This window comes from Clostridium sp. UBA3061 (assembly GCF_002367465.1).
GTDB lineage: Bacteria > Bacillota > Clostridia > Clostridiales > Clostridiaceae > Clostridium_J > Clostridium_J sulfidigenes.
This window is the reverse complement of record NZ_DFCF01000010.1, coordinates 349030-374767: the sequence shown is the minus strand read 5'-3', so window position 1 is coordinate 374767 and position 25738 is coordinate 349030. Positions and strand designations below refer to the sequence as shown.

The 25738-nt window shown below is 28.5% G+C and carries 24 protein-coding genes; 20 read left to right on the top strand and 4 right to left on the bottom strand.

What is annotated here, in order from left to right; all coding sequences use genetic code 11:
* Window positions 1-12 precede the first annotated feature (12 nt).
* The 3 genes from B2P65_RS09345 to B2P65_RS09335 are packed head-to-tail and all read left to right on the top strand — an operon-like array spanning window position 13 to window position 3101.
* A complete protein-coding gene (locus B2P65_RS09345) occupies window positions 13-1224 on the top strand; it encodes an efflux RND transporter periplasmic adaptor subunit (RefSeq protein WP_346846897.1) in 1212 nt (403 codons plus the stop codon).
* A 2-nt stretch (window positions 1225-1226) separates the two neighbouring features.
* Entirely contained in the window at window positions 1227-1898 is a 672-nt protein-coding gene (locus B2P65_RS09340) for an ABC transporter ATP-binding protein (protein ID WP_346880040.1), read from the top strand.
* On the top strand, window positions 1899-3101 hold the full coding sequence (locus B2P65_RS09335; protein ID WP_346879227.1) for an ABC transporter permease: 1203 nt from the start codon (window positions 1899-1901) through the stop codon (window positions 3099-3101).
* Between the two features lie 41 nt (window positions 3102-3142).
* On the opposite strand, the gene B2P65_RS09330 is transcribed toward B2P65_RS09335, so the two are convergent.
* Window positions 3143-3802 (bottom strand): Crp/Fnr family transcriptional regulator, encoded by a 660-nt coding sequence (locus tag B2P65_RS09330; protein WP_346879226.1) that lies wholly within the window; start codon window positions 3800-3802, stop codon window positions 3143-3145.
* Between the two features lie 98 nt (window positions 3803-3900).
* Between B2P65_RS09330 and B2P65_RS09325 the strand changes: the two genes are divergently transcribed.
* The 8 genes from B2P65_RS09325 (at window position 3901) to B2P65_RS09290 (ending at window position 13711) form a co-directional block, all read left to right on the top strand.
* Entirely contained in the window at window positions 3901-4383 is a 483-nt protein-coding gene (locus B2P65_RS09325; protein WP_346879225.1) for a permease, read from the top strand.
* Entirely contained in the window at window positions 4380-5105 is a 726-nt protein-coding gene (locus B2P65_RS09320; RefSeq protein ID WP_346879224.1) for a permease, read from the top strand. Before B2P65_RS09325 ends, B2P65_RS09320 begins: the two co-directional genes overlap by 4 nt.
* Window positions 5106-5144: 39 nt before the next feature.
* Entirely contained in the window at window positions 5145-5459 is a 315-nt protein-coding gene (locus B2P65_RS09315) for a cupin domain-containing protein (protein ID WP_346846460.1), read from the top strand.
* Between the two features lie 288 nt (window positions 5460-5747).
* Window positions 5748-8318, top strand: a complete 2571-nt coding sequence (locus B2P65_RS09310; protein ID WP_346880039.1) for a polysaccharide deacetylase family protein — start codon at window positions 5748-5750, stop codon at window positions 8316-8318.
* Between the two features lie 47 nt (window positions 8319-8365).
* Window positions 8366-10234 carry a glycosyltransferase gene (locus B2P65_RS09305; RefSeq protein WP_346846462.1) on the top strand — a complete coding sequence of 623 codons (1869 nt, stop codon included), beginning with the start codon at window positions 8366-8368 and terminating at the stop codon, window positions 10232-10234.
* Window positions 10224-11906 (top strand): glycoside hydrolase, encoded by a 1683-nt coding sequence (locus B2P65_RS09300; protein WP_346846463.1) that lies wholly within the window; start codon window positions 10224-10226, stop codon window positions 11904-11906. Before B2P65_RS09305 ends, B2P65_RS09300 begins: the two co-directional genes overlap by 11 nt.
* Window positions 11907-11922: 16 nt before the next feature.
* The gene (locus tag B2P65_RS09295; RefSeq protein ID WP_346879222.1) at window positions 11923-12987 is read left to right on the top strand and encodes a glycosyl hydrolase family 18 protein; all 1065 of its coding nucleotides are present in this window, start codon (window positions 11923-11925) and stop codon (window positions 12985-12987) included.
* Between the two features lie 295 nt (window positions 12988-13282).
* Window positions 13283-13711 carry a hemerythrin family protein gene (locus tag B2P65_RS09290; protein ID WP_346846468.1) on the top strand — a complete coding sequence of 143 codons (429 nt, stop codon included), beginning with the start codon at window positions 13283-13285 and terminating at the stop codon, window positions 13709-13711.
* Window positions 13712-13734: 23 nt separating this feature from the next.
* Here the strand turns inward: B2P65_RS09290 and B2P65_RS09285 are convergent, their stop codons facing one another.
* A complete protein-coding gene (locus B2P65_RS09285; protein ID WP_346846469.1) occupies window positions 13735-14418 on the bottom strand; it encodes a Bax inhibitor-1/YccA family protein in 684 nt (227 codons plus the stop codon).
* Window positions 14419-14722: 304 nt separating this feature from the next.
* Between B2P65_RS09285 and B2P65_RS09280 the strand changes: the two genes are divergently transcribed.
* From B2P65_RS09280 to B2P65_RS09260, 5 genes are all read left to right on the top strand, one after another.
* Window positions 14723-15577 carry an SDR family oxidoreductase gene (locus B2P65_RS09280; RefSeq protein WP_346846470.1) on the top strand — a complete coding sequence of 285 codons (855 nt, stop codon included), beginning with the start codon at window positions 14723-14725 and terminating at the stop codon, window positions 15575-15577.
* Between the two features lie 213 nt (window positions 15578-15790).
* Complete coding sequence (locus B2P65_RS09275) at window positions 15791-16609, top strand: MerR family transcriptional regulator (RefSeq protein WP_346879221.1); 819 nt, start codon at window positions 15791-15793, stop codon at window positions 16607-16609.
* Between the two features lie 105 nt (window positions 16610-16714).
* A complete protein-coding gene (locus tag B2P65_RS09270; RefSeq protein WP_346846472.1) occupies window positions 16715-18049 on the top strand; it encodes an MATE family efflux transporter in 1335 nt (444 codons plus the stop codon).
* 245 nt (window positions 18050-18294) lie between these two features.
* Complete coding sequence (locus tag B2P65_RS09265; protein WP_150844531.1) at window positions 18295-18639, top strand: YjcQ family protein; 345 nt, start codon at window positions 18295-18297, stop codon at window positions 18637-18639.
* Window positions 18626-19612: a permease prefix domain 1-containing protein gene (locus tag B2P65_RS09260; protein ID WP_346846473.1), complete on the top strand. Its 987-nt coding sequence runs from the start codon at window positions 18626-18628 to the stop codon at window positions 19610-19612. Before B2P65_RS09265 ends, B2P65_RS09260 begins: the two co-directional genes overlap by 14 nt.
* 68 nt (window positions 19613-19680) lie before the next feature.
* On the opposite strand, the gene B2P65_RS09255 is transcribed toward B2P65_RS09260, so the two are convergent.
* Entirely contained in the window at window positions 19681-20220 is a 540-nt protein-coding gene (locus B2P65_RS09255; protein WP_150844529.1) for a carbonic anhydrase, read from the bottom strand.
* Window positions 20221-20611: 391 nt separating this feature from the next.
* Here B2P65_RS09255 and B2P65_RS09250 point away from each other — a divergent pair, with 391 nt between their 5' ends.
* The 3 genes from B2P65_RS09250 (at window position 20612) to B2P65_RS09240 (ending at window position 24108) form a co-directional block, all read left to right on the top strand.
* On the top strand, window positions 20612-21517 hold the full coding sequence (locus B2P65_RS09250) for a putative ABC transporter permease (protein WP_346846474.1): 906 nt from the start codon (window positions 20612-20614) through the stop codon (window positions 21515-21517).
* Between the two features lie 85 nt (window positions 21518-21602).
* Entirely contained in the window at window positions 21603-23009 is a 1407-nt protein-coding gene (locus B2P65_RS09245; RefSeq protein ID WP_346876996.1) for an MATE family efflux transporter, read from the top strand.
* Window positions 23010-23151: 142 nt separating this feature from the next.
* Complete coding sequence (locus B2P65_RS09240; RefSeq protein ID WP_346876995.1) at window positions 23152-24108, top strand: patatin-like phospholipase family protein; 957 nt, start codon at window positions 23152-23154, stop codon at window positions 24106-24108.
* Between the two features lie 61 nt (window positions 24109-24169).
* Here B2P65_RS09240 and B2P65_RS09235 read toward each other — a convergent pair whose 3' ends face one another.
* A complete protein-coding gene (locus tag B2P65_RS09235; RefSeq protein ID WP_346880038.1) occupies window positions 24170-24910 on the bottom strand; it encodes an acyl-[acyl-carrier-protein] thioesterase in 741 nt (246 codons plus the stop codon).
* 309 nt (window positions 24911-25219) lie between these two features.
* On the opposite strand from B2P65_RS09235, the gene B2P65_RS09230 reads away from it, so the two are divergent.
* Entirely contained in the window at window positions 25220-25594 is a 375-nt protein-coding gene (locus tag B2P65_RS09230) for a YkvA family protein (RefSeq protein ID WP_346846478.1), read from the top strand.
* Window positions 25595-25738 lie beyond the last annotated feature (144 nt).

Here is a 25738-nt window from a genome sequence, read left to right as displayed (position 1 = left end):
AAGAATTTGAAGATGGATTTCAATCTTTCAAAGAAGAAAAAGTATATACTAATTGTCATTGCAGTAGTATTATTTATAATACTTTCAGCAGTAATAATTGCTATAAAGTTAAAAGGACCAAAAGAGGAGACAACAATTACTCATGAAGATAGTTATGAAATCAAGGGAGAAGAAACATTAAAATTTAATGGTATTAGTATTATAAGTGATGAGCAAATTATTATAGTAGATAAGTCACAAGGAGAATTAAAAGATATTAAAGTTAAAGATGGACAAGAGGTAAAGAAAGGCGATGTATTATTTTCTTATCTTAATACTGCAGTTGAAGATCAAATAGCACAGTATGATAGGGAAATAACCTCCAATAATGGCAAAGTATCTAGAGTGAAGAAGGAAAAGGATAAAGTTAACACAAGCATTAATAAGCTACAAGGAGATTTAAATGCAATAAGTGGTGAACTAAATAAAGTTAAGAGTGAAATATCTAAGCTTAGTACATCAGAAGAAAAAGAAGCTCAAAGTCAATATAATGAATTATTGAAAACAAAAGATGTCCTTGAAGGTAAGCAACTAGAAGTTTCTCAACAAATAGAAATGTTAATGAATCAAGTTAATGGCATAGAAACTGAAGTAGCAAGTTATGAAGAGGGAAACAAGTCAATAGTAACTGAAAGGGATACTTTAAAGAAAAAAATAGGTAAAGATATAGTTGCAGATATAGATGGAGTAGTGAAAGTAAATAGCAAGGGTATAGATGACCCAACTGTAGCCTATATGAGAATAATATCTAAAGAGCCTTTAGTTAAAGCAGAAGTTTCTGAATTTGATGTAAAGAATTTGAAAATAGATGATGAAGTAATGTTAAAGGTTATTAGTAGTGGAGAATATATTAAAGGTACTATAACTGAAATTGACGAGCTACCTATTGAAGAACCAGGAAGAACTACAACAGGATACAATTTTTACATAAAACCAGAAAAGAGTATCAGAATAGGGTTTAGCTTAGAGGTTAAGTGCAATTACAAAGGAATAGAAATACCTAAAGATTATGTATATGAAAAAGATTCTAAGATACATATACTTAAGGAAAAAGGCGAATCTTATGAAGATATAGAAATAAAAGCAACTTTAGAAAATGATAAGTATTATTTATTAGATGGAGCTATAGGGATAGGAGATAGGTTGATTAAAAATCCTTCTACGGTACTAGAAGGGAGCAAATAATTATGATTAAATTAAAAGACATAAATAAGTTTTATGTTACTGGGGATGAAGCTCTTCAGGCATTAAAGGATGTTAATTTAGAGATAAATAAGGGTGAGTTTCTAGCAATAATGGGACCCTCTGGATCAGGAAAATCAACACTTATGAAAATATTAGGATTGCTGGATAAAAAGTTTGATGGAAGTTACACATTTTTAGATAAAAATATAAGTTCTTTTTCAGATGATGCTTTAAGTAAGTTTAGAAATGAAAAGATAGGATTTGTATTTCAAGATTTTAACCTTATAAAAAGGCTTTCAATAAAAGAAAATATTGAAATACCTATGCTTTATAGAGGTCATAGAATAAAGGAAACCAAGAAGCGAGTTGTAGAACTATTAAAAAAGGTTAATCTTGAGAGTAAAATAAATAAGTATCCTACTGAATTATCAGGAGGACAACAACAGAGGGTATCTATTGCTAGAGCATTAATTAATAATCCAGATATAATAATTGCAGACGAGCCTACAGGTGCTTTAGATAGCCATACATCTAAGGAAATAATGGGTATGTTTAAAGAACTTAATGATGAAGGAATTACTATAATTTTAATCACCCATGATGTAAATGTAGCAAGACAAGCTAATCGAATAATGTCTATTTTCGATGGTGAGCTTAAGGAAGGAGAATTTTAGATGAAGCTTAGTGTTCTAATTTTTTCTGCTTTAAGAAATCTTATAAGAAATAGAAAAAGATCTTTCTTAACTATGTTAGGTATAATAATAGGAATAGCAGCAGTAATTACCATAGTTGCATTAGGGGAGGGGTATAAGAATAAAACTATAAAAGACTTTACAGGAGAAAACGAAGGTAAAGTTGTATTAAATGCAATGTTTACTCCATCAAATGCGGAACATATTAATGCTGCAGGAAATAGTTTTAATAATAATGATAAAAGAGCTATAGAAAGATTACAAGGAATTGAATCAGTAGAATATATATATTCTAGCAATGAATATGGTGAGCTTGTAGATTTACAAGTAAGGGGAGCTGCCATTCAAGGAATGGCTTCAAAGGTAGAAAAAACTGATTCTCCAAAGATTATAGGAAGAAATTTAAGTGAAAAAGATAATGAAAATTCAACAAGAACCATAGTATTAAGAGAAAGCCTAATTGGTGATAAGGTTGAAGAGAAAGAAGAGTTAATTGGAGGTATTGCAACCTTAAAGGGTATTACCTTTGAAATTGTAGGTATTATAGAATCTGATGAAGATGAGGAGTTTAGCTTTAGCTTTAAACCAGATATTCAAATTCCAAAGAACACCTATGATAAGTTTTTCCCTTCCAGTGATGTAGTTCAAGGTATGAGTATTACCTTAGTTAATGGAGTAAATGTTAAGGATACTATTAAGGATATAGAAAACGTCCTTAATGAGGAAGGCTCTAAAAAAGCTGAAGGAGAATATATGGTAATGGATACCAGCGGAATAATAAAAATGATGGGTTCAGTACTAAATACATTAACTTTATTTATTGCTGGAGTTGCTGGTATATCATTATTTATTGCAGGAATAGGGGTTATGAACATGGTTTATACTTCTGTTTCTGAGAGAACTTTAGAAATTGGAATAAAGAGATCAATAGGAGCCAGAAGAAAAGATATAAAGCGAGAATTTTTAGTAGAAGGTGTAGTTATTACTGTCACTGGTGGAGTGATAGGATATGTATTTGGAATAATAATTGCTAATATCATATCTTATTTTATGCATATGGCAATAATACCAAGTCTATTTACTGCATCTGTAGCTATAGGAATTTCCATATTTATAGGTATAGTATCTAGTATAATTCCTGCCAATAAGGCTGCTAGTGCAAATACCATTGATATACTTAAATAAAAATAGTGGTGGACTTTTTAAGTTAAAGGTCTACCACTTATCTATTTATCAAGGTTTACTATTGTAATAGAAAATGCATCGTATTCTATTAACCCATCTTTTCTCATTTTATTTAATTCACGGGATAATGAGGATCTTTGTACCCCAAATTTTTCTGCTAAATCCTTTTTAGTTACTTCTAGTTTAATTATATTACTCTTTTGAACATAGCTTTCATACATTAGAAAGTCAATTATGCATTGTCTTATAGATTTAAGAGAAAGTGTTTTTATTTTATCTGTTAAAATTAAGGTTTTGTCTGAGATGGAGTGAAGAAATTTAGATAAAAAAGTAGTATTACTTTGGCAGAGACTTAAAACTAAATCTTTTTTTAAGTGTATAAGTGTTACTTCCGTTTTTGCTAGAACCATCATTGGATAAAAGTTTTTATGGGAAAAAAGCAGATTTCCTCCTAGTTCACTTCCGATAGTAAAATCACTTATTGAGATATAGTTTCCTTTCTCATCAGTGCTTTGTACAGAGACAATTCCTTTCAGGACTATATCAAAAGTAACACATTTTTCATTTTGAAAATAAATTACGGAATTTTTTTTATAAGTTTTTATATTGAAAGAATCTTGTACAAATAAATGATTAATAGTGCTCATAGAGATATCTTTAAATAATTCTGTATTTTCAAGAATAGAAATAAAATCTAACATTATTATTTCTCCTTTTTCAAAATTAGTTACCTTGGTAACTGATTATAATATTAAAACAAATTATAATACAAGTAAAGATGTTGAAGGGAGAAAATAAAATGGATATATTCACAATAATTCTTTGGGTAATTACATTGACTTGGTTTATTTGGTCCATAAATAAAGATAAAAAGAAAACTTTTAACTCCATTAAAATGTCAACGGGAATAATGAAAAGCATGATAGGAGAAATTATAGGAATACTTTTTCTTATAGGATTAATACTTACATTCATTCCACCAGATATAATTAAATATTATTTAGGCCAATCTAATATTTTTATTTCCACAATTATTTCTGCATTTGTAGGAAGTATCACTTTAATACCAGCTTTTGTTGCTTTTCCACTGGTAGGTTCCTTAGTAAATGCAGGAGCTAGTATAGTTCCTATAGTGGCATTTTTAACAACTCTTACCATGGTTGGTTTTGTTACATTTCCTCTTGAAAGAAGAGAATTTGGTGTTAAGTTTGCATTGATTAGAAACTCATTAAGCTTTATATTTGCTGTGGTTATAGCACTTTTCATGGGGGTGATAATATGAGTTTAATTATTAAAAAAGTAAAAAACAATATGTTATTAACTTTTGTTATTTTAGCTTATTTGTTTTTATTGATTTTTATGCCGGATAAAGGAATTATGGCTTTAAATAATAGCTTATATTATGTGAAAGAAATGCTTATAATAATGCCAGTAATACTTCTACTAACATCTCTCATTGAGGGATGGGTTCCTAAAAAAACTATAGAAAATGCACTAGGTGAAGGTTCAGGGGTTAAAGGATATATATTTTCCTTTTTACTAGGTAGTTTTTCAGCAGGTCCTATTTATGCAGCTTTTCCTGTATGTAAGATGCTTATAAAAAAGGGTGCAAGCATAGCAAATATAGTAATAATCTTAAGTGCTTGGGCAGTAATTAAGATTCCGATGCTAGCAAATGAATCTAAGTTTTTAGGTCCTAAATTTATGGTGATTCGATGGAGCTTAACTACAATATCTATTATTATAATGGCAATTATCACTTCAAGATTTGTTAAAAAAGAAGAATTACCTAAAGAAGATATTATAGAAAAGGAAGATGCAATACTAATTATAGAAGAGGACTTTTGTATTGGTTGTGGATTATGTACAAGGATAGCATCAGAAGATTTTATATTAGAAAATAAAAAAGCAAAGGTAAATAAAAATATATTAATATCACAAGAAAGTGAAAAGATTAAACTAGCTATATATAAATGTCCTGCAAAGGCAATTAAGTATAAATAATATATTCTAAAAAATAAAGATATAAAGGGGGAATTTATAATGGTTGAAAAAATTTATCAAATGACTAACAGCCATAGTAGAACAGTTGAAATGCTTATTTCAGATGGAAATGTTCATTACTTACACATGATATTTAATAAAGGAGAAGGACTTCCAGAGCATTTTTCAAATTCTAATGTATATATGGCTGTACTAAAAGGCACGTTATCAATTGGATTAGATGACCAAGAAATTAATGAATACAAAGAAGGCACTTTATTAAAAATACCATTTAAAACTAAGATGAATGTTGGTAATAAACATGATGAAATTTTAGAATTAACTGTGGTAAAATCACCTGCTCCATCTAAATAATTACACAATAGGGTAAAAGCTTTTTATTAATATATATAATTTACTGAATTTAAAATAAATAATTGAATAATTTAAAAAAGCTGTTGAATATTCAATGTAATATTCAATAGCTTTTATTCTATTACTGTAATTTTAAACATAACCTAATTAATAATATATTGATTCAAAATAAAATATTGTGGTATAATTGTATATCATTTCAATAATCAATAATTATTGTTTATTGAAATAAGTTATTCTTAAAGTTAAAATAAAAATAAAGTCTTAAATACATGGAGAAGAAATAATATGAAAAAAAATTGGATTATCGTCACAATAATTATAACCGTGGCTGTAGGATTAGGAGCCTTTACATATAAGGGTTACACTAAGAACAATCATACTGAAAATATGATTAAAAATGATAAAAATAAGTATGATGCATCAGCAGAGATAAAGGATGCATTAAAGTTACTAAGTAGTAAAAAACAAGCTGAAGTTATAACTAATGCAAAAACCTCTTCTAATGTACTAGCTCTATCCTTTGAAGGAATTAGTGATGCTAATACTATGGGAAAAATAGTGGAATTATTAAATGAGTATGGTGTAAAAGCAAATTTTTTTATTCCAGGTATTAAAGCTGGAGAAGACCCTACCACAGTAAAAAACATTAAAAAAGCGGGGCATGTAGTAGGAAGCGAAACTCTTTCAGATGCTAGGCATATGGAAAAGTTATCTCAGAAAGAATTAATTACTGATTTTTGCCGTGGTAATAAGATAATAGAAACTATAATTAAGGAGAAATCTAATTTACTAAAGTGTAAATCTACCACATACACTGATGAAGTCCTAGAGGCAGCATACGCCTCAGGTAATAAGTATGTGGTTCACAGTGATCATTATCTTAGCTATCAAAGTTTCAAGGATTATGGGCAGGCTCAGAATTATGTAAACAAATTAAATAAGGGCACAATTATTTCCATTAAGGTTAATGGTGTTCTTGATGATTTCGAATATGAAAGAGAAAAAGAAGGGGAAAAGCCAGCTATAGATAAAGAAGCAGGGATAGATGAATCTACTAAGGATGAAAGAGAAGAAATAACCGTTGTTAAAATTGTAGAATGGTTGTTGAAGGCCATAGATGAACAGAAAATAACTGTTGTCCAAGTGAATGAATTAGCTGGAATGAAAAGTTATGATGAAACTTCATCACCTGAAAATATGTCAAATAAAGATGAGATTTATATAGATGAAAGTTATAAAGAAGAAAAAAATACTTCACAAGGAAATAGTGAAGAAAAAAATTCTTTAGATTTAGTAAATTTTACGGAGCTAATAAAAAAAAATAATGGTAATCTTGCTCCTAATATTTCAGAGTTTTACACTACTAAAGAAGCATTATCCTATACCTTTAGAGGATTAGATAATGAAACTGCATTAAATTCAGTTTTAATATCTTTAGATAAAATAAAGGCTAAAGGAACTTTCTTTGTCACTAAGGATGAAATAGAAAAGTATCCAGATAGAATTGCTAACATATTAAAGAAAGGTCATGAAATTGGCAATGGAGGAATAACAGTTAGCTCAAGTTTATTAGACAAATCTACAGAAGAGATTTGTAAAGAAATATATGAAGTAGATAATTTATTAAGGAAGATTGGTGTAAATACTAAAGCATACATGCCTGGATATGGTTATGTTGATGTTGAGGTTCAAGAAGCTTTATCTGTTATCAATAAAATTCATGGTATTAAGGGTTATGAACTGTTTACTTATTCTAAATCTCCTATTAATCATAAATATAAAAACATGAATGCAGAAGAAGTTGTAAGGGATTATCTTAATTTAAATACCTATATGTCATTAAGAAAAGGTGAGATTGTTTACTTTAGGCTAGACTCAGATTTATTTGAAGATAAGAATACTGTAGCAAATATTATTGAATTAATTACCTCTAATTATGTAAAAAATGGACATGCTAATAAGTATAATGAAGCAACACAATCCTATGTTTTAGTTGAAAAGCCATTGAATTATTCTGTTGAGACTTTAAGTGAATTGCAACATACTGTGGAATCAGCTTCTCAATTAGGGAGATATAGGATGGCGGGGAATAATATTAACTCATTAATTAGGAGGTCTTATGAAGAAGCTTTATCTATGATGAAATCTAATTACATAGGTAATAAATATGTGGATTTAAGTGATTTAAATGAAGAGGAACAGGTTTTAATGGATAAGACAGGGACTATTGATACCAATGGTGAAGATGTAATATTCTTTACCTTCGATGATTGGGGAGGAGATCCTGTGGTTAATGAGATTTTAGATGTACTTAATAAACATAAAGTAAAAGGAAGCTTTTTTGTAATATCAAAGTACATTGATACTAACGGAGATGTATCTAATGCTAATCCTAATTTACTTAGAACCATTGCATTTAATGGTCACGATATTGGAAGTCATAACTATAATCATGAAACTTTAGATACAAACAAGAATAAATTGGAGATTTCTTTAGTTAAATCCTATGATGCTATGGCTAATGTTATAGGTGATTTAAATTCATTAAGACCATACTTTAGACCACCAACTTTACTTGTTAAAAAGGAAGGGCTAGCACAGGTATTTGAAAGTGGATTTAAATATTCTATTAATGGAAATATTTCAACTCATGATTATGAAAGTAGTTCTTCCCAAGAAATTGTTCATTCATTAGAAGAAAGTTTAATCAAAGGTAGAGGGAATATTATAGTAATGCACATGAACAATCAAAGTTATTATACAGCAGAAGCCTTAGATATTTTCTTAACTAATAATGAGAATGGAGTTTACGGAACAAAGTATAAAATTGCAAAGCTAAGCGATTATTTAGAATAATAATTTTTGTAACATATGAGGAGTTTAAAAATGAGGTTAGATACTATATGAAAAAAATAAAAAAAGATGAAACCCGTGATGTCCTTTTAAATCCCCGTAAAGATAGACGGTTATTATCAAATGTTCCTGATAAGGAAGAAATTAGAGATAATATTGACCGTAGGGGATATCAACTTTTGGATAACCATAAAGAAGACCCTAGTGGTTTTATAACGAGTAAGAATGCTGGTATAAGATATGTAATGAAAACGGATGTGGAAGTTGTTTGTAAAAGCAGCAAAGGAAATAAAAAGTTATTAGTAAAATCTATAGACATTTCTACCACGGGGCTTTTGTTAGAATTAAAAGATGAAACACAATTAAATATAATAAACAATGCTGAGGAGATAAAGTTAAAATTTAAAATATTACCTGGTTCTATGCCTGAGGGCTATGAAATGAAAGTGAAAATTAAAGGTGAAAAAGTTAGAGATTCTATAACATCTGAAGGAAAAATTATCTGTGGAATAGAGTTTACAGAAACTTTGTCAGAGTATTCAAGTAGAAAAAAAGATAGATATGTACTTGTTACTTCTAGTTTTCTTTTATTATTTATTACATTATTTATTATATTAATGCGTGCAGAAAGTATTATATATTTTAAATTTAATAAATGGATATACCTTTATAGTATTATTGCAGCAGTATTTTTGCTTAGCAGATATTTATTTGGAATGTTATATAAACCTATGCTAATAGATGTGGATTATACACCTGGAGTAACTATTATTATTCCTTGCTTTAATGAAGAAGTGTGGATCGAAAGAACAATTCTAAGTTGCATAAATCAAGATTATCCTATAGACAAGCTGGAAGTTATAGTAGTAGATGATTGTTCTAATGATAATTCTGTAGAAAAAATTAAAGAAACTATTGAGAGGTTAAGTAGTGAAGCAGAGAGATTTGAAACAAAACACAGGTTAAAATATTTTGTGCAAGAAAATAATCTAGGTAAAAGGGATGCTTTATGCAGAGGAGTTAAGGAAGCTAAACATGACTTAGTTGTATTTGTTGATTCAGATAGCTTTTTAGATCCCTTTGCTATAAGAAATTTAGTTCAACCTTTTAAAGATCCTAAAATGGGAGGCGTATCAGGAAGGACTGATGTAGCTAATACATACACTAATGTATTAACAAAGATGCAATCAGTGCGTTATTACATAGCCTTTAGAATTATGAAGGCAGCAGAGGCTTATTTTGATGCTGTTACCTGTTTATCAGGACCATTAGCTTGCTATAAAAAACAAATAATTCTAGACAATATGGATGCATGGTTAAATCAAAGGTTTTTAGGTCAGAAGGCAACCTTTGGAGATGATCGTGCTATGACTAATTTTGTGTTAAAAGGTCATCGAACAAGTTATCAAGATACAGCTATCTGTTCTACCATTGTACCTAATAAATATAAAATATTTCTTAAGCAACAAATGAGGTGGAAGCGTTCATGGCTAAGAGAATCAATAATTGCAGGTAAATTTATGTGGAAAAAGGAGCCTTTTATGGCAGTATTCTTTTATATGGGTGTAGTAGTTCCTATTGTTGCTCCAATAGTTGTTACATATAACTTAATTTATGTTCCAATTATCCATAAGATATTTCCAACAACCTTCTTAGTAGGAATATTGATGATGGCTTTAATGATGAGTTTTGCTCAAATGTTTCTTAGAAAAAGTACTACATGGGTTTTTGGTATGGTATTTTGTATTTATTATGAGGCAGTATTATTGTGGCAGATGCCTATTGCATGGGTAACCTTTTGGAAGTCCACATGGGGCACGCGAATGACTCCCAGTGATATAAAGGCTCAAAAGAAGAAGGAACAGAGAACTACTTCCAGTAAGTTTAAGAAAAACGGAGGGAAAAACAATGAAAAGTAATACTTTTTCTCCTAAAAAGAAAGATAGGATTAAGATAGCAAGAGGTATATTACAAGGAGTTATTTTAATTATATTGTTAATAGCTATTATAAAAGCTTTATTTTCATTCTCTGTATATGAGCCTTACAATTCATATAAGGTAAGTAATAATCAAGATAGTGGCTTCATTGCAGTATCATATTTTGGTGTAGATAGAACAGGAAATGATACCTTAATAAGTACCAAAAGATTGGATGAACAGCTTAAAGCATTAAAAAATAACGGATATGTAACAATTACTCAAAAGGATGTAGTGGATTATTATTTAAAAGGTAAGGCATTACCAACTAAATCACTATTTTTACTATTTGAAGATGGAAGAAGAGATACAGCAATATTTTCTCAGAAAATTATAGAAGAATACAATTTAAAGGCAACTATGCTAACTTATGCTGATAAATTTGAAAAGGAAGACTCGAAATTTTTAAGTTCTAATGAGCTATTAGAGTTAGTAGATAGCTCTTACTGGGAATTAGGTACAAATGGGTATAGACTTAAATACATAAATGCATTTGATAAAGATTCAAACTACTTAGGTAATTTAAATTCAGTTGAGTTTGCAGAATCAGCTTCAAGTATGGAGAGAGATTATAATCACTATTTAATGGATTATATTAGAGATGAATATAATATTCCCAAAGAGTCCTATGAAGAAATGAAACAGCGTATTGATAGTGACTATAAGGCTTTATCTAAAGTGTATACTAAGGAAATTAGTCAAGTGCCTAAATTATATGCCTTAATGCATTCTAATACAGGTCAGTTTGGTACTAATGACAAGGTAAGCGAAATAAATGGTAAATGGATTAAAGAGTTATTTAATATGAATTTTAATAGGGAAGGTTTCTCGCTAAATACAATAGATAGTTCAATCTATGATTTAACTAGAATTCAACCACAGTCCTATTGGTCAACCAATCATTTGCTAATGAGAATTTTGGATGATACGAAGCAGGATATTGAATTTGTAGTTGGAGATAAAGAAAAGGCAAGTAAATTTAAAGAGGTATCAGGAAAAGCGGAGTTTAAGGATGATACTATTATATTAACATCTTTATCAGAAGGAAAAGGTATCCTTAAACTTTTAAATAGTGATACTTATAAGGATGTTAATGTGTCAACAATATTAAATGGGAATATAATAGGTTCTCAAGGTATTTATTTGCGAGCTAATGATGATCAAAGTGATAGTTTATGTGTTAGACTTATGAATAATGTAATAAGTATTATTGAAAATTCAAAAGGTAGTTCTAATGTCATATTCTCACTAGACTTAAGTAAAAATAAAGAAGAAAAATTTGATATAAGAGATGGGGGGAGCAGAAAGGTTGATATAACATTAGTTAATGATAAAATTAGTATAGACATTGATGGTACTAATATAGCTAAAGATTTGGATGTAACTAATGAGAATCAGGGAAGTGTTTATTTAGAGTCTGCATGGGGAGAATATGGATATAGTCAAAGGAATATTGCAGATGATGTATATGATGGTGTATTTAAAAAGTTTAGGATAACTGATGTTAATGATAATGAATTGTATGACAGCTCACTAAAGGGAGTTGATAGTATATTTTATTCCCTTAGAAATTTTACTGATAAAATTATAGACTGGTTTATTAAATATTTATAGATTATAGAGGTGTTAAATGAGTAAAAGAGCAAAGAATACTTGGATTATTATTACTTTGACTTTAATAATAAGTATATTTCTATATGGTTGTTCAAAAGAAAAAAATCCCCTGGAAAATAGCAGTAAAGTACAGGTTGGAGAAACGGCTGCAATTGAGGATAAAAAGATATTTGATGAAAATATAGATAACTTATCAGCATGGGTCACTTATTGGGATTTAGATGTTCAAGGAGAGATTAAGTCTTTAGATAAGCAATTAAAGGAAGTTTCATATTTTGCAGCTTATTTTGATTCCAACAATAAACTGATAATGCCACAGCAATTAGTAGATTACTATAATAGAACAAAGGATGAGGACTATACTAAATATCTTACTATTGTTAATGATAAAATAAATAGTGATGGAACTTCATCACTAAAGGATAAGGATCTTTTAAAGACATTGCTCACAGATTCTATCTTAAGAAGTAAACATGTTAAGGATATAATAAGTTTAGCATCTCAGTATGGTTTTAATGGAATAGAAATTGACTATGAACAAATTAAGGATGATATGGAATTATGGAATAATTACTTATTGTTTATTAAGGAGCTATATGGTGAATGTAATGGAGTTGGGTTAAAATTGAGAGTCATATTAGAACCTAATATCCCTTTTGATGCTCTAGAGTTTATAGAGGGTCCGACCTATGTTATGATGTGTTACAACCTACATGGAGGGTTTAGTGAACCAGGAGAAAAAGCAAATCCTCAGTTCATAAAAGAATTGATGGATAAGATGGAAAGAGTACCAGGAAGTAAAAATTTTGCCATTGCTACAGGTGGATTTAATTGGGCTTCAGATGGAAAGGTAACTTCCTTATCTGAAGTAGAAGCTAAAGATTTAGTAAAAGAATATAGTGCAAAAGAGGAAAGAGACAATAAAAGCCAATGCATAGTGTTCAAGTACACTGATGAGGATGGGATTGAACATGAAGTGTGGTATGCAGATAAAAATACATTAAACTCATGGATGCAAGTTATAAAGGAAAAGGGCTATGGTATCAGTCTTTGGAGACTTGGTGGAAATGTGTTTGAGTAAACTCAACAGATAGTTGAGTTCCTCCAAAAGGACTAGTTATTGTTGTAGTTTTAAATTTCAATATACGTAGAGAGCTAGGTTAAATTTAGTAATTAGCCTAGCTCTCACTATAACCATGGAATAATTTACATCACTGCTTATTTATATATAGTTATCAGTGTTATATTATATTTATTTTAAATTTTATGAATTATAATTACATGTTTTCCCTATATAAGAAATTATTTGCGTTGTTAAAGTGTTTCTTTTATAATAAAATAATATATATCTATAAAAGAAAAAGAAGGTATATAAAATGTTTGACTTTAAATTTGACTGGCAAGATGATTTAAATACCAATATTGGGAGAATTGATGAACAGCATAAAGAACTTTTTAGAATTGCTCGTAATATAGAACAATTATTGATAACAAAATGTGCTACTGTAGATACTAAAATTCTTCTTGATATAATATGTGAGCTTAGAGAATATATTTCTTATAGCTTTTATGAAGAAGAAAAAATAATGAAAAAAGCTAATTACTCTAATTATGAAGAACATATAAAATCCCATAAGGAATTAAAAAAAGTGATTATGAATATTGAGCTATCAGTATTAAAGAAAAAGCCTTGTGAAGAATTAAAGAAAATTAAGGATTCTCTACAAGACTGGATTTTTCAGCACATGATGATAGAAGATAAAGCAATGGCAGAAGAAATATTAAAGAGTCCAACCTACATTTAGAATGTAAGTTGGACTCTTAAAATTTATTTCTTTTTACCTAAAATACGTATTAAGTATATAAATAAGTTAATAAAATCTAAATATAATTCTAAAGCAGCAATTATAGCAAACTTATTTGTGGTAGTGGCATCATAACCGTAATTTTGTTCATGTATTAATTTAACCTTTTGCATATCATAAGCTGTTAATGCACAGAAAACTGCAATACCAATATAATTAACAAACATAGATAACTCATCAGAACCTACAAAGAGATTGAATAAGCTAGTAACTAATATTCCAACAACCCCCATTATAGCAATTCTACCTACCATTGATAAGTCCTTTTTGGAGGTCATACCTATCATGCTACAACAAAAAAACATGGCAGAAGTTACTACAAAAATACTTATGATGGACTCGAGACTGTAGATAGTAAATATTGCCCCAAAAGTAAATCCGTTTACTATAGAATAGGTTATAAACATGGCAAAAGCAGCTTGAACAGAAAGTTTATTAATCTTTCTGCTAAGTAAAACTACTAAAGCTAATTCCACAACAATAATACCTATTACGAAAGCTGAGTTACTATAGATTAACATCATCATAGAAACATTAGTGGAAATAAAATAACCTACAGCAAAGGTAATTATTAGTCCGATGGCCATATATAATAAGGTCTTATTTATAAAATTATTTTGGCTCTTACTATATGAAATTTCATTCATAATATCACTCCTTCGATAAACATAATATATGTAATATTATACAATATATTAAGAATTAATAAACAGATTATATACATTAAAAGAAAAAATTCAGGAACTATTAATGTATTTTAAAGCAATTATAGAGGTGTTATAAGTAAAACATGAAGAAATGGAATAAACTTGGATACAATTTCAATGAAATGATATAATATTTATATTAATTTAAAAATTGTTTAGGATATTAAATAAGTGTAAAATCGTGGAAATATTAAATTGCAATTATCAACATATGAATGTTATTTGGATTAAATGGGGGATAAAAATGGATAAAATATTAATTACAGGATCAGAGGGATTTTTTGCTTCAAGGTTTATAGAATACTATAGGGATAAGTATAATATTATAGAATTTGGAAGAACGGAACTAGATATAACTAATGAAGAGAAAACTATTAAAACTATAGAAAATAACAAACCAGATTATGTAATACACTCTGCTGCGATATCAGATACTGGAACTTGTGAAAGAAATCCAGAGTTATCCTATGATATAAATGTGAGAGGAACCATAAATGTAGCAAAGGGATGTAAAAATTCTAATAGTAAATTGATATATTTTAGCTCAGATCAGGTATATAGCAATAATAACTCCTTAGGTCCACACAATGAGGATAGTATTTTAATTCCTAAAACAGTATATGCTGCTCATAAAATAGAAGCTGAGAAAAAAATATTAGGGTTACTAGATGATGCAGTTATTTTAAGAATCACATGGCTTTTTAGTTTGCCAGAAAAAAATAAGAAAATAAAATCTAATCTAATTTGGAATATTATAAAAGGTGCTATGGAAAATAAAAAAGTAGAATTTCCAGAGTATGACTATAGGGGGATAACTTATGTCTATGATTTAATAGAAGCTTTTGATAAGATACTCAAATTACCTGAAGGAATATATAATGCCGGTAGTGAAAATGATTTAGGTGCTTATGACATTGCTAAAATTGTATTTAATGAATTGAATTTAACTAATAGAATTGAGGAACTTTTGGTTAAAAATAGTGATAGACATAGAGATATAAGAATAGCTAATGAAAAAATTAAGAAATATGATATACATTTTTTATCATCAGAAGAAGCAATTAAAAAATGTATAAGAGATTTTTCCTTTAAAATATAATAATAAAGAACAGGTTACAAATTTGTGCTATAGAAGTAATGTACACTGTAAAAAGTTAGGTACAATGGGATGAAGATATATAAATTCCTCAAATCTGCACGACCACAACAACTAGTTAACTAGTTAAATATATAAATAGTTCTCTATATAACTATTTATATATTTTTATAGAAAAAGTTTTATATCCAATAATATAGTTTTATGGAGGATGAAATGGATAAAAAGATACTTATAGGAGAAATGGCTAAGATTCACAATATATCAACTCAGACACTAAGGTACTATGATTCTATTGGATTACTTAAGCCTAGACATAAAGATGAGGAGAATGGATATAGATATTATGATATTGAACAGTTTGCTCAGCTTGATTCTATTTTATTTTTAAAAAAGCTGGGAATGCCCCTTAAGGATATAAAAAAGTATTTTTCAAATAGAAATCTTAAAATACTAATTGATCTCCTTAATAAGAAAGAGAAGGACATAGATAAGGAAATTGAACTTTTAGAAAGATATAAAAAAAGTATCTCTAAAAAACTTGAGTTTTTGGAAGAAAGTATAGAAGAAGCTAGACTTGAAGATTGTGAAATAGTTGATTTAGAGGATAGAGATATAATATATATTTCTTTAAATGATAGAACAGATATATATAGTGTAGAATATGGTATAAAAGAATTAAGTAATAGATTGGGAGATAATCTTTGTTTATTTGATGGAAGAATAGGAGCTTTTATCTCACAAGAAGATATTTTAAGTAAAAAGTATACTACCTTCAGAGATATTGCTTTAATTTTTGATCATGGGATTTTCAACCATAAAAATATAAAAACTTTGCATAAAGGAAGATATGCAAGGATAATTTATAGAGGCCTCTATGATTATGCAGAAAGTTACTTTAATAAGCTTATAAATTTTATGGATATAAATGGACTAGAGAGTGTTGGAGATGGCATAGTTCTTACCATAACTGATTCTGCTTTTTCTTCAAAGGAAGAAGAGTATTTAACAGAAATACAAATTCCTTTAAAATAAATGATTGACATTATAGTTACTATAAGGTTTAGAATATAAACTTGTGAGAGATAAGAGTGCTAGATTGATTACACAGCAAATAAATTATTTTAAGTAGGTGATATTATGAACTTTGTAGAATTAACAGAAATGAGATTAAAGAAATTATTGATAAAATTTTTGTTTCCTAGCATATTAGCTATGCTAGCAACGTCAGTAAATATTCTTTGTGATACCATATTTATAAGTCAAGGAGTTGGAAAAGAGGGCCTTTCGGCTTTAGGAATAGCTATACCTATATATAATGTATATAATGCCCTATCCCTTTTAATAGGAATGGGAGGTGCTACCTTATACTCTATTAATATGGGTAAAAAGAACAATGAAAAAGCAAATCAGGTCTTTAATACATCAATTTTTATAGCAATTATAATAGGGTTAAGCATTTCTATTTTTGGTTATATTTTTTCAAAAAATATAGCTATAATGTTTGGAGCCTCACAACAAATATTAGGGCTTTCTGATGAATATCTAAAAATAATATTATTATCAGGTATAAATTTTATATTATCAGGCGTTTTACAGGCATTTATAAGAAATGATGGTGCTCCAAAGCTTTCTATGGTTGCCGGAATTACTGGTAACATGTTTAATGTGGTTTTTGACTATGTATTTATTTTTGTACTTGACATGGGTATGAGAGGTGCTGCCATAGCAACGGCTATAGCACCAATGGTAACTTTAATAATTATAGCTACTAAATTTATTAAAAAATCTGGACATCTTAGATTCAACTATAACTCAATTAAAATTCCATATATTACAAATATATTTAAGGTAGGGATATCAAGCTCATTCATTGAGGTATCTGGAGCTATTGTTATAATACTATTTAATTATATTTTAATAGATATGATAGGCGAGATTGGAGTAGCTGCGTATAGTATTATTAGTAATATTGCTTTAATTGGAGTTGCAATATTATCTGGAATAAGCCAAGCTATTCAGCCAATAGTAAGTGTTAATTTTGGAGCTGAACATTATGATAGAGTAATTAAAACTAGAAAAGCAGCCATATACATTGCAATTGCCTTTGGAATAGTATTTTTCTTAGTAGGAAATATCTTTACAAAAGAAGTAATTAGCTTTTTTAATAATTCAGACTTAAAGCTTATTGAAATTACAGCTAGAGGTATGAGAATATATTTCGTAGCATTTATATTTATTGGAATTAATATGGTTAATATATCATTTTTCCAAGCAATTAGTCATGCTAAGATATCAAATACCATGTCTATTATAAAGAGTTTTGCATTAGTATTAATTAATCTATCTATTCTTCCGAAAGTATTCGGTATAAATGGATTATGGTCCACTATACCAGTTGCAGAATTTATTACTTTAATCATTGGTATATTTATAGTTAAATATAATATGAATTACTTAAAGTCTAAGGCATAAAATTAATGAATAAAGTTACAGCATATAAATTTGCTTCTATGCACATTTATATGCTGTATTTTTATATAAATATATAGATGAAAATTAAAAAAATGGAAAAACTACTTCACATGTCGTAGTAATTGTGATATATTATAATTACTACGACAGATAAAGTACGATAGGCAGAGTAATTGCATAATATACACTAAAGATATAGTTATATATGAAATAGTAAGTAGTAGGTGGAGAAAGGAGGATAACATTTGATAAGTAGTGATGTTATTAGAGGATATAATGATACTATAATTCTTTTCACTCTCCTAGATAGGGAGTCCTATGGATATGAGATATCTAAAACTATAAAAAAACTATCAGAGGAAAAATATATTATAAAGGAAACAACATTATATTCTGCCTTTACAAGGCTGGAAAACAACGGTTATATAGAATCCTTTTATGGAGATGAGACCTTTGGAAAGAGAAGAACTTACTATAGAATCACACAAAAAGGACTGGATTACTACAAAGAAAAGTGTGAAGAATGGAAGGTTATTAAAGAAGTAATGAGTAAATTTATAAAGGAGATGGATAAGTATGGAGACCATTAAAAATTATTTAGAAAATATTTTTTCAAGTTTACCAAAATCAGCAGAAATTATAAAATTAAAAGATGAGTTGCTTTCTAATATGGAAGAAAAATATTGGGAACTTAAAGAAAGTGGAAAAACTGAAAATGAAGCTATCGGAATTGTAATTTCTGAGTTTGGGAACATTGATGAGTTAATAAAGGAGTTGGGAATTGAAAATAGAAAGCAATTAGATAATATTCTGACTATTACCATGGAAGAAGCAGAAAATTACATGAGGGATAAAGTTAAATATGGAAAGCTTATTGCTGTTGGTGTTATGTTATGTATATTAGCACCAGCAATACTAATGTTTACTCATAATATTATAATAGGTGGAGTATTTGGTACAGAAATTAATGTGGAAACTTTAGAAGGACTCAGTGTTATCCCATTATTTATTCTTATAGCTATTGCTGTGGGGCTATTTATCTATGCTGGTACTCAACTTGACAAGTATAAGTATTTAGAAGATGATTTCATATGTCCACTACATGTGCAGCAAAGAGTAAAAATTAAAAAAGAAAAATTCTCATCCAATTTTACTAAATTAAATATAATTGGAGTTACACTTTGTGTACTGTCACCTGTTGCGTTAATTGGTATATCAGCAATTGGAGGATATGATAATGACATATTATCTAATTATGGAGCAATTGTATTATTAATAATGGTAGCTATTGCAGTTTTTATATTTGTAAGAGTAGGAAATATAAATAATAGCTATAATGCACTTTTACAAATTGAAGAATATTCATCAAAATGTAAGGAAAATAATACAGCTATAGGTGATGTTGCATCAGTTGTATGGCCTATTGCCACAGCAATATTTTTGATTTGGGGTTTAGGATTTAATGGATGGCATATTTGTTGGATTATATTCCCTATTACTGGAATACTATTTGGAGCTTTTAGTGGATTATATGCCTTAATAAAGCGTAACAATAAAAGATAATTTAGTATAATAGCTAGTCATAAACTTAAAGTTTGACTAGCTATTATACTTTTAGCAAAGATTTTTATTTATACTGGAGCTAACTCTCCAGTGGTGGAATCCATAATAAAACCATAGACGTTAATATCTTTTGGTATTAGAGGATGTTTTGTAATGATATCTACTGTTTCAGCTACTGAAGTATTAACATTATCAAATCCACTTAACCATGAATCAAAGTCAACTCCGAAGTATTTAACCAAATTAATTTGATCTTCAGTAATGTTTCTAAGTTTCATTTTTTCAATAATCTTTTTACTATTCATGTGTTGTGCTCCACAGTCCGTATGACCAATTACAAAAATTTCTTCAACCCCTAAATCATATATAGCTACTAGTAAGCTACGAGCTACACTTCCAAAGGGATGAGATATTGAACCACCAGCATTTTTGATAATTTTTACATCACCATTTTTAAATCCAAGGGCAGCGGGAAGAAGTTCCGTTAGCCTAGTATCCATACATGTAACTATGGCTATTTTTTTATCTGGATATTTACTTGTAATATATCTTTCATATTTTTTATTTTCTACAAATTCCTTATTGTATTTCAAAATTTCATCTATCATGTTTTCACTTCCTCAATATAAGTATTATCAAGTGTAAAAAGTAAATTTTAAATATCTTAATAGTGTTATACAAATACTTAATTATCACTTAATAAATAGATTTTATTTTAAATGTGAACTAAATACAAGGAATTTCTAATTTTTTTCATAATATAAAAAATAAATTTAAAATGAACTTGAAAATAATATAATGATTGGTTAATTATATAAATATATAAATTATTTATAATAATTACTAGTGAATATGATGTAATGGAATAGATTAACAAGAGTATTCTTATATGATATAATATTATTCAGAGTATAATAATTATTATGATAATTTGTTAATTTACTATCTAAAGGAAATAAAGTTATATATTTGACTTTAGGTGTTGGGGGAGTTGATGCTATGGTAGATAAACTTTCTGTTTTATTTATGTATTGGATAATCTACAGTTTGTTAGGATGGATAGTAGAAACAATATATTGCTCTGTTCTTGATGGCTATTTTGTAGAAAGAGGTTTTTTAAATGGGCCATTGTGTCCTATATATGGTTTTGGAGCACTTTTTGTTTTATTATTGCTAAATCAATATAGTGATAATGTAGTTATAGTATTTATTTTTGGTATGATCTATACAACTATTATAGAGTATATAACTAGTTTTATTATGGAAAAATTATTTAAAATGAGATGGTGGGATTATTCTGATTACAAATTTAATATTAGAGGAAGAGTTTGTTTGAGAAACTCTTTTTTGTTTGGGTTTCTATGTGTTGTACTAATTGAGATAATACATCCTTTCACAGAGAATATTATGACTAGAATTCCAATAACAATAGTATACTTATTATCTATTTGTATTTTAATATCTGTTCTAGTAGATTTATTCATATCTATAAATTCCATAGTAAATCTTAATCGTAAGTTAGAAGAAATTCATTATGTTAAAGAAGAAATATGGATTAAATTATATGAAGAGGGTATAGTAAGAAAATTAGAAAACCTACGTGTAATAACAGATAGCAAATTAAATAACCTAAAGGAATTAAAGGAAAATTTAACTGAATTTAAAGAAAATATATCTATAGATAAAGTAGAAATATCCCTTCGTAAAAAGTATAAGTCTCTCTTAATGGAAACTAAGTATGTGGAGCGGAGATTAATATGTGCCTTTCCTAGATTAAAATCTCAAAGATATAATGAAGCTTTACATGAATTACGAAAGGCTATAAAGGACATTGAAAATGAAGATTATTTTAAAAAAATATTGAAATTTATAAAAAAGGTTTTTAAAAGAAGTAATAATTTTTAAAGTTATAAAACATTAATTTGTATAAAAAGAGTGTATATAGTATTAGAAGTATTGTCTTTAAATTAACTTGTAAAGGAGAATGATAATGTTTGCTTCAAAGGAAAATGGAGATGGAAAAAAGACTAGAATATTTATGTGGTCGAAAAATTCTACAAGAAATGATGTTATCAACATTGCGTGGCCTGTTCTGTTAGAACTTCTTATGGGTTCCCTTTTTGGAATGGTAGATATGATGATGCTTGGAAGAATGGGCGATAATTCATTGGCTGCAGCTTCTGTATCTGCTGTAGGTATGACAAATCAGCCATTATTTATAGGATTGTCTCTTGTGCAAGCTTTAAATGTTGGTGGAACAGCAATGATTGCTAGATACCTTGGATCAAAAAGAACAGATAAAATAGAAACTACTTTAAAGCATGTAATACTATTGAGTTTGATAATGTTAGCTATACCTATATCGGTATTAGGAATAATTTTTACTGGACCAATTATGAAATTTATGGGGGCAGCAAATGATACGTTACAAGTAGGTGGAAGCTATTTTAAAATTATTATGGTTGGATTTATATTTCAATCTTTTAATATGTCAATATCTGCAGCACTTAGAGGTATTGGAGAAACAAAAACACCTATGAAGATAAATTTAAGAGCTAACTTTTTTAATGTTATTGGGAATGCAGTTCTTATATATGGTCTTTTTGGACTTCCTAAGCTTGGTGTTACAGGAGCTGGAATATCTACGGCTATATCTAATGTAATAGCAAGTGTATTTTTATTTAGGTATATTATAAAAGGTAAAAGCATAATTAAATTAGATATTAAAAAATCATTTAAAATTGATAAAAATATTATTTATAATCTAGTAAAGATAGGTGTACCTGCATCCCTTGAGCAGTTAGTTTTAAGAGCTGGAGTACTTATGTTTGTAAGAATAGTTGCAGGACTAGGAACTGTAGTGTATGCATCACATCAAATATCATTAAATATATTAAGTCTTTCTTTTCAACCAGGACAAGCTTTTGGAATTGCAGCTTCATCCCTGGTAGGTAGAAGCATAGGGGCTAAAGAGCTTTCAAAGGCGGAGAGTTATGCCAAGGAAACCAGAAAGATTGGTTCCTTGATATCCACTTTTATGGCTATAATTTTCTTCTTTTTTGGTCCGCAGATTGTAGGTTTATATTCAAAAGATCCAAGGATTATACAAAATGCATCTATAGCTTTAAAAATAATAGCATTAGTTCAACCATTTCAATCATCACAACTAATATTAGCAGGAGCTTTAAGAGGTGCAGGGGACACCTTCTGGCCACTAGTTGCTACCTTTGTTGGGGTATTATTAATAAGAGTTGTTTTAGCTCACTTGCTTGTAAATATATTTGGATATGGATTAGCAGGAGCATGGATGGCTGTATTCATGGATCAATTTGTAAGATGGTTTTTTGTTTACATGAGATTTAGAACAGGAAAATGGAAATATATAAAAATAAGGTAGATATACATATACATTATAAAGGTATCTTAAATAGATACTTATAAAGCCTTAGTATGGATAATATTTTATTTAATTTACTTTAGGTTTTATATGATTAGAGTATAGTGTAGTAATGAATAAATTATAAGTTAAGAGGGAAAGCATGGATGAAATAAAAAAATTATTTGATTTGAATATTGGACTAGTATTAGCCGGTGGAGGTGCAAAAGGTGCCTATGAGGCAGGGGTATTTAAGGCACTTTGGGAGTTAGACATAATAAGAAGAGTTTCCGTTGTATCAGGAACGTCAATTGGTACAATAAATGGACTTTTATTATCTATGAATGACAATAGTATAATGGACAAGAGTTGGTCAAGTCTAACTTATTCTAGATTTATTAATCATGAAAGTCTGGCAAGAGATTTAAAGATTTCTCAGTTAATAAAAAAAGCTAAGAATATAGGTAAGGAACAAAAATTTAATGAACTGCTTAGTGTAAGTGATATAGGTTTGCTTTCTCAAAGTGGCATACGTAAGTTTATTGAGGAGTATGTTGATTTAAAAGTAATTAAAGAGTCAAGAAAAACTCTCTATGCGTGTGCATATAATATAGACCTGAAAACACCTGAGTATTTTAGATTAAATGATTATGACAATGAGAAACTTATAGACATTGTACTTGCGTCCTGTGCAGTACCATTTATTTTTAAGCCTATAAATATAAATGAGTATAGATATTCAGATGGGGGTATAAATAGTCCTAAATATGATTATCAAAATGCAGATAATGTACCAATAGCTCCTCTTAAAAATCATAATTGTGATGTTATCATAGTTGTACATTTATCTTATAAGCATCAATTAGATAGAACAGGATTTGAAGACTGCAATATTATTGAAATATATCCTTCTATGCATTTAGAAGCAGTAAGTGGTATAGGTACAGTTAATATAAGACAAAGTACATTAAATCAACATATTGACCTGGGATATCGAGATGGGCTTTCAATTTTATCCCCTATGATAATAGACATGATGAAGGGAAAATCGCTAGGGAAGTTAATTGAAAAGCATGAGGAATATAACAAAGAATTACTAAGTAATAATCATTTCTTTTAAAAAGTGGTATCATAGATTTCCATATATATTGGAAGCTATGATACCATTTTAAAGTTATATTTTATTCCCAATAGGTAGTAGCTAAGGTCAATTCTTCTCCATCTTCATTTATGATATCATGAGTACATATATATCCAGTTTGTGATTTTTCAATTTTGGTATGAACTTTTATTCTATGACCATAATAGGTTTCTTTTTTATATACTACTGTAATCTCACGCATTTCATAATTTAAAGCAATATCCAATGGTATAGATTCAATTATCCAACTTACATATTTTACATTATTAACATGTTGATTAGTGTCTATATCACTATATCTTATATCAAAGGCCTTTTCAGTGTCCCAACTATCTAAAGGTTTCAATGAGGAATGAATAAAGCGTTCATTTTCATCCTTGGATATATTGTATGCGGCATACATATCATCGCTTACCTTTACAGGTCGTCTTTTAGTTGAATCAACTAAGAGCCATATAGACCGTCCATCCACTATTAAGTTACCTAAACTATCTTCAATATAATTTGTTCTATATGCGTAATATTTATAGAAAGAATTTGCTCTCGTAGATACTTTTAAGTTCTCATCATACAAAGGGTACCTATTTATTTTTATATTCCAATGTGTTAATATCCATCCTTTATTATTTGTCATTAGGTACTCTACACCAACACCACGGCTATCAGATTGTACAGAGCATATGTCCATAAGATAATTCATAATAGTGGAAATTAAAGCTCTTTTCTTGGCATCCACTTCATAATAGTGTACATTATAACTTTTACTAGTTATTAAACTCATGCTAATACCTCCTACGGTAATAATAAATGTTACTAAGGCATAAGAATATTTTACCACAAAGTTAGGGCTTATTTTGCATTTATAATTAAACTAATCTGTAAATATAATAAATTTTTCAAACTATTTAATAAAGTATATGTAAATTAAAATGAATTACGCAAATATGTTTAGATAAGTATAAAAATAAAATTCAACTATGTAAAGTAACTGTTGTATATAAACAGTTTATAAAATAAACTATTTATATAGTAGATTTGATAGTATAGAATTATGTATTGATAATTTAAATAAGTGGATGAGGGTAATAGTATGATAGAAAAGATAAAGTATTGGGCAAAAAAGTTAAAAGCACATATAGATACCTTGTATCTTGTATATAAAAAAAGAAGCACACCATGGTATGCAAAGGTAGTAGTTGCAATAACTATAGGCTATGCGTTTAGTCCAGTAGATTTAATACCGGACTTTATACCTATTTTGGGATTTTTGGATGATGCTATCTTATTACCTGTTCTGATTTGGCTGTCCTTAAAGCTCATTCCAAAAGAAGTTATAGAAAGTTGCAGACTTGAAGCAGAAAATATTTTTAAGGAAGGAAAACCTAAAAATTATGTAGCCAGTGGAATTATTATATTAATATGGATATTAATAGCATTAGTTATAATAAATAAAAGTTTGCCATAGAAATATAAAAATCGATTTTTATTAAGGAAGATATAGGTAGATGGAATATTAACTAAAATGTAATTAGAGTATTTAATATGATGAATTGGAACTTTAGAAATATACGTAGTATAATTAGGGTATCTTATTGTAATTTAGGAAGGA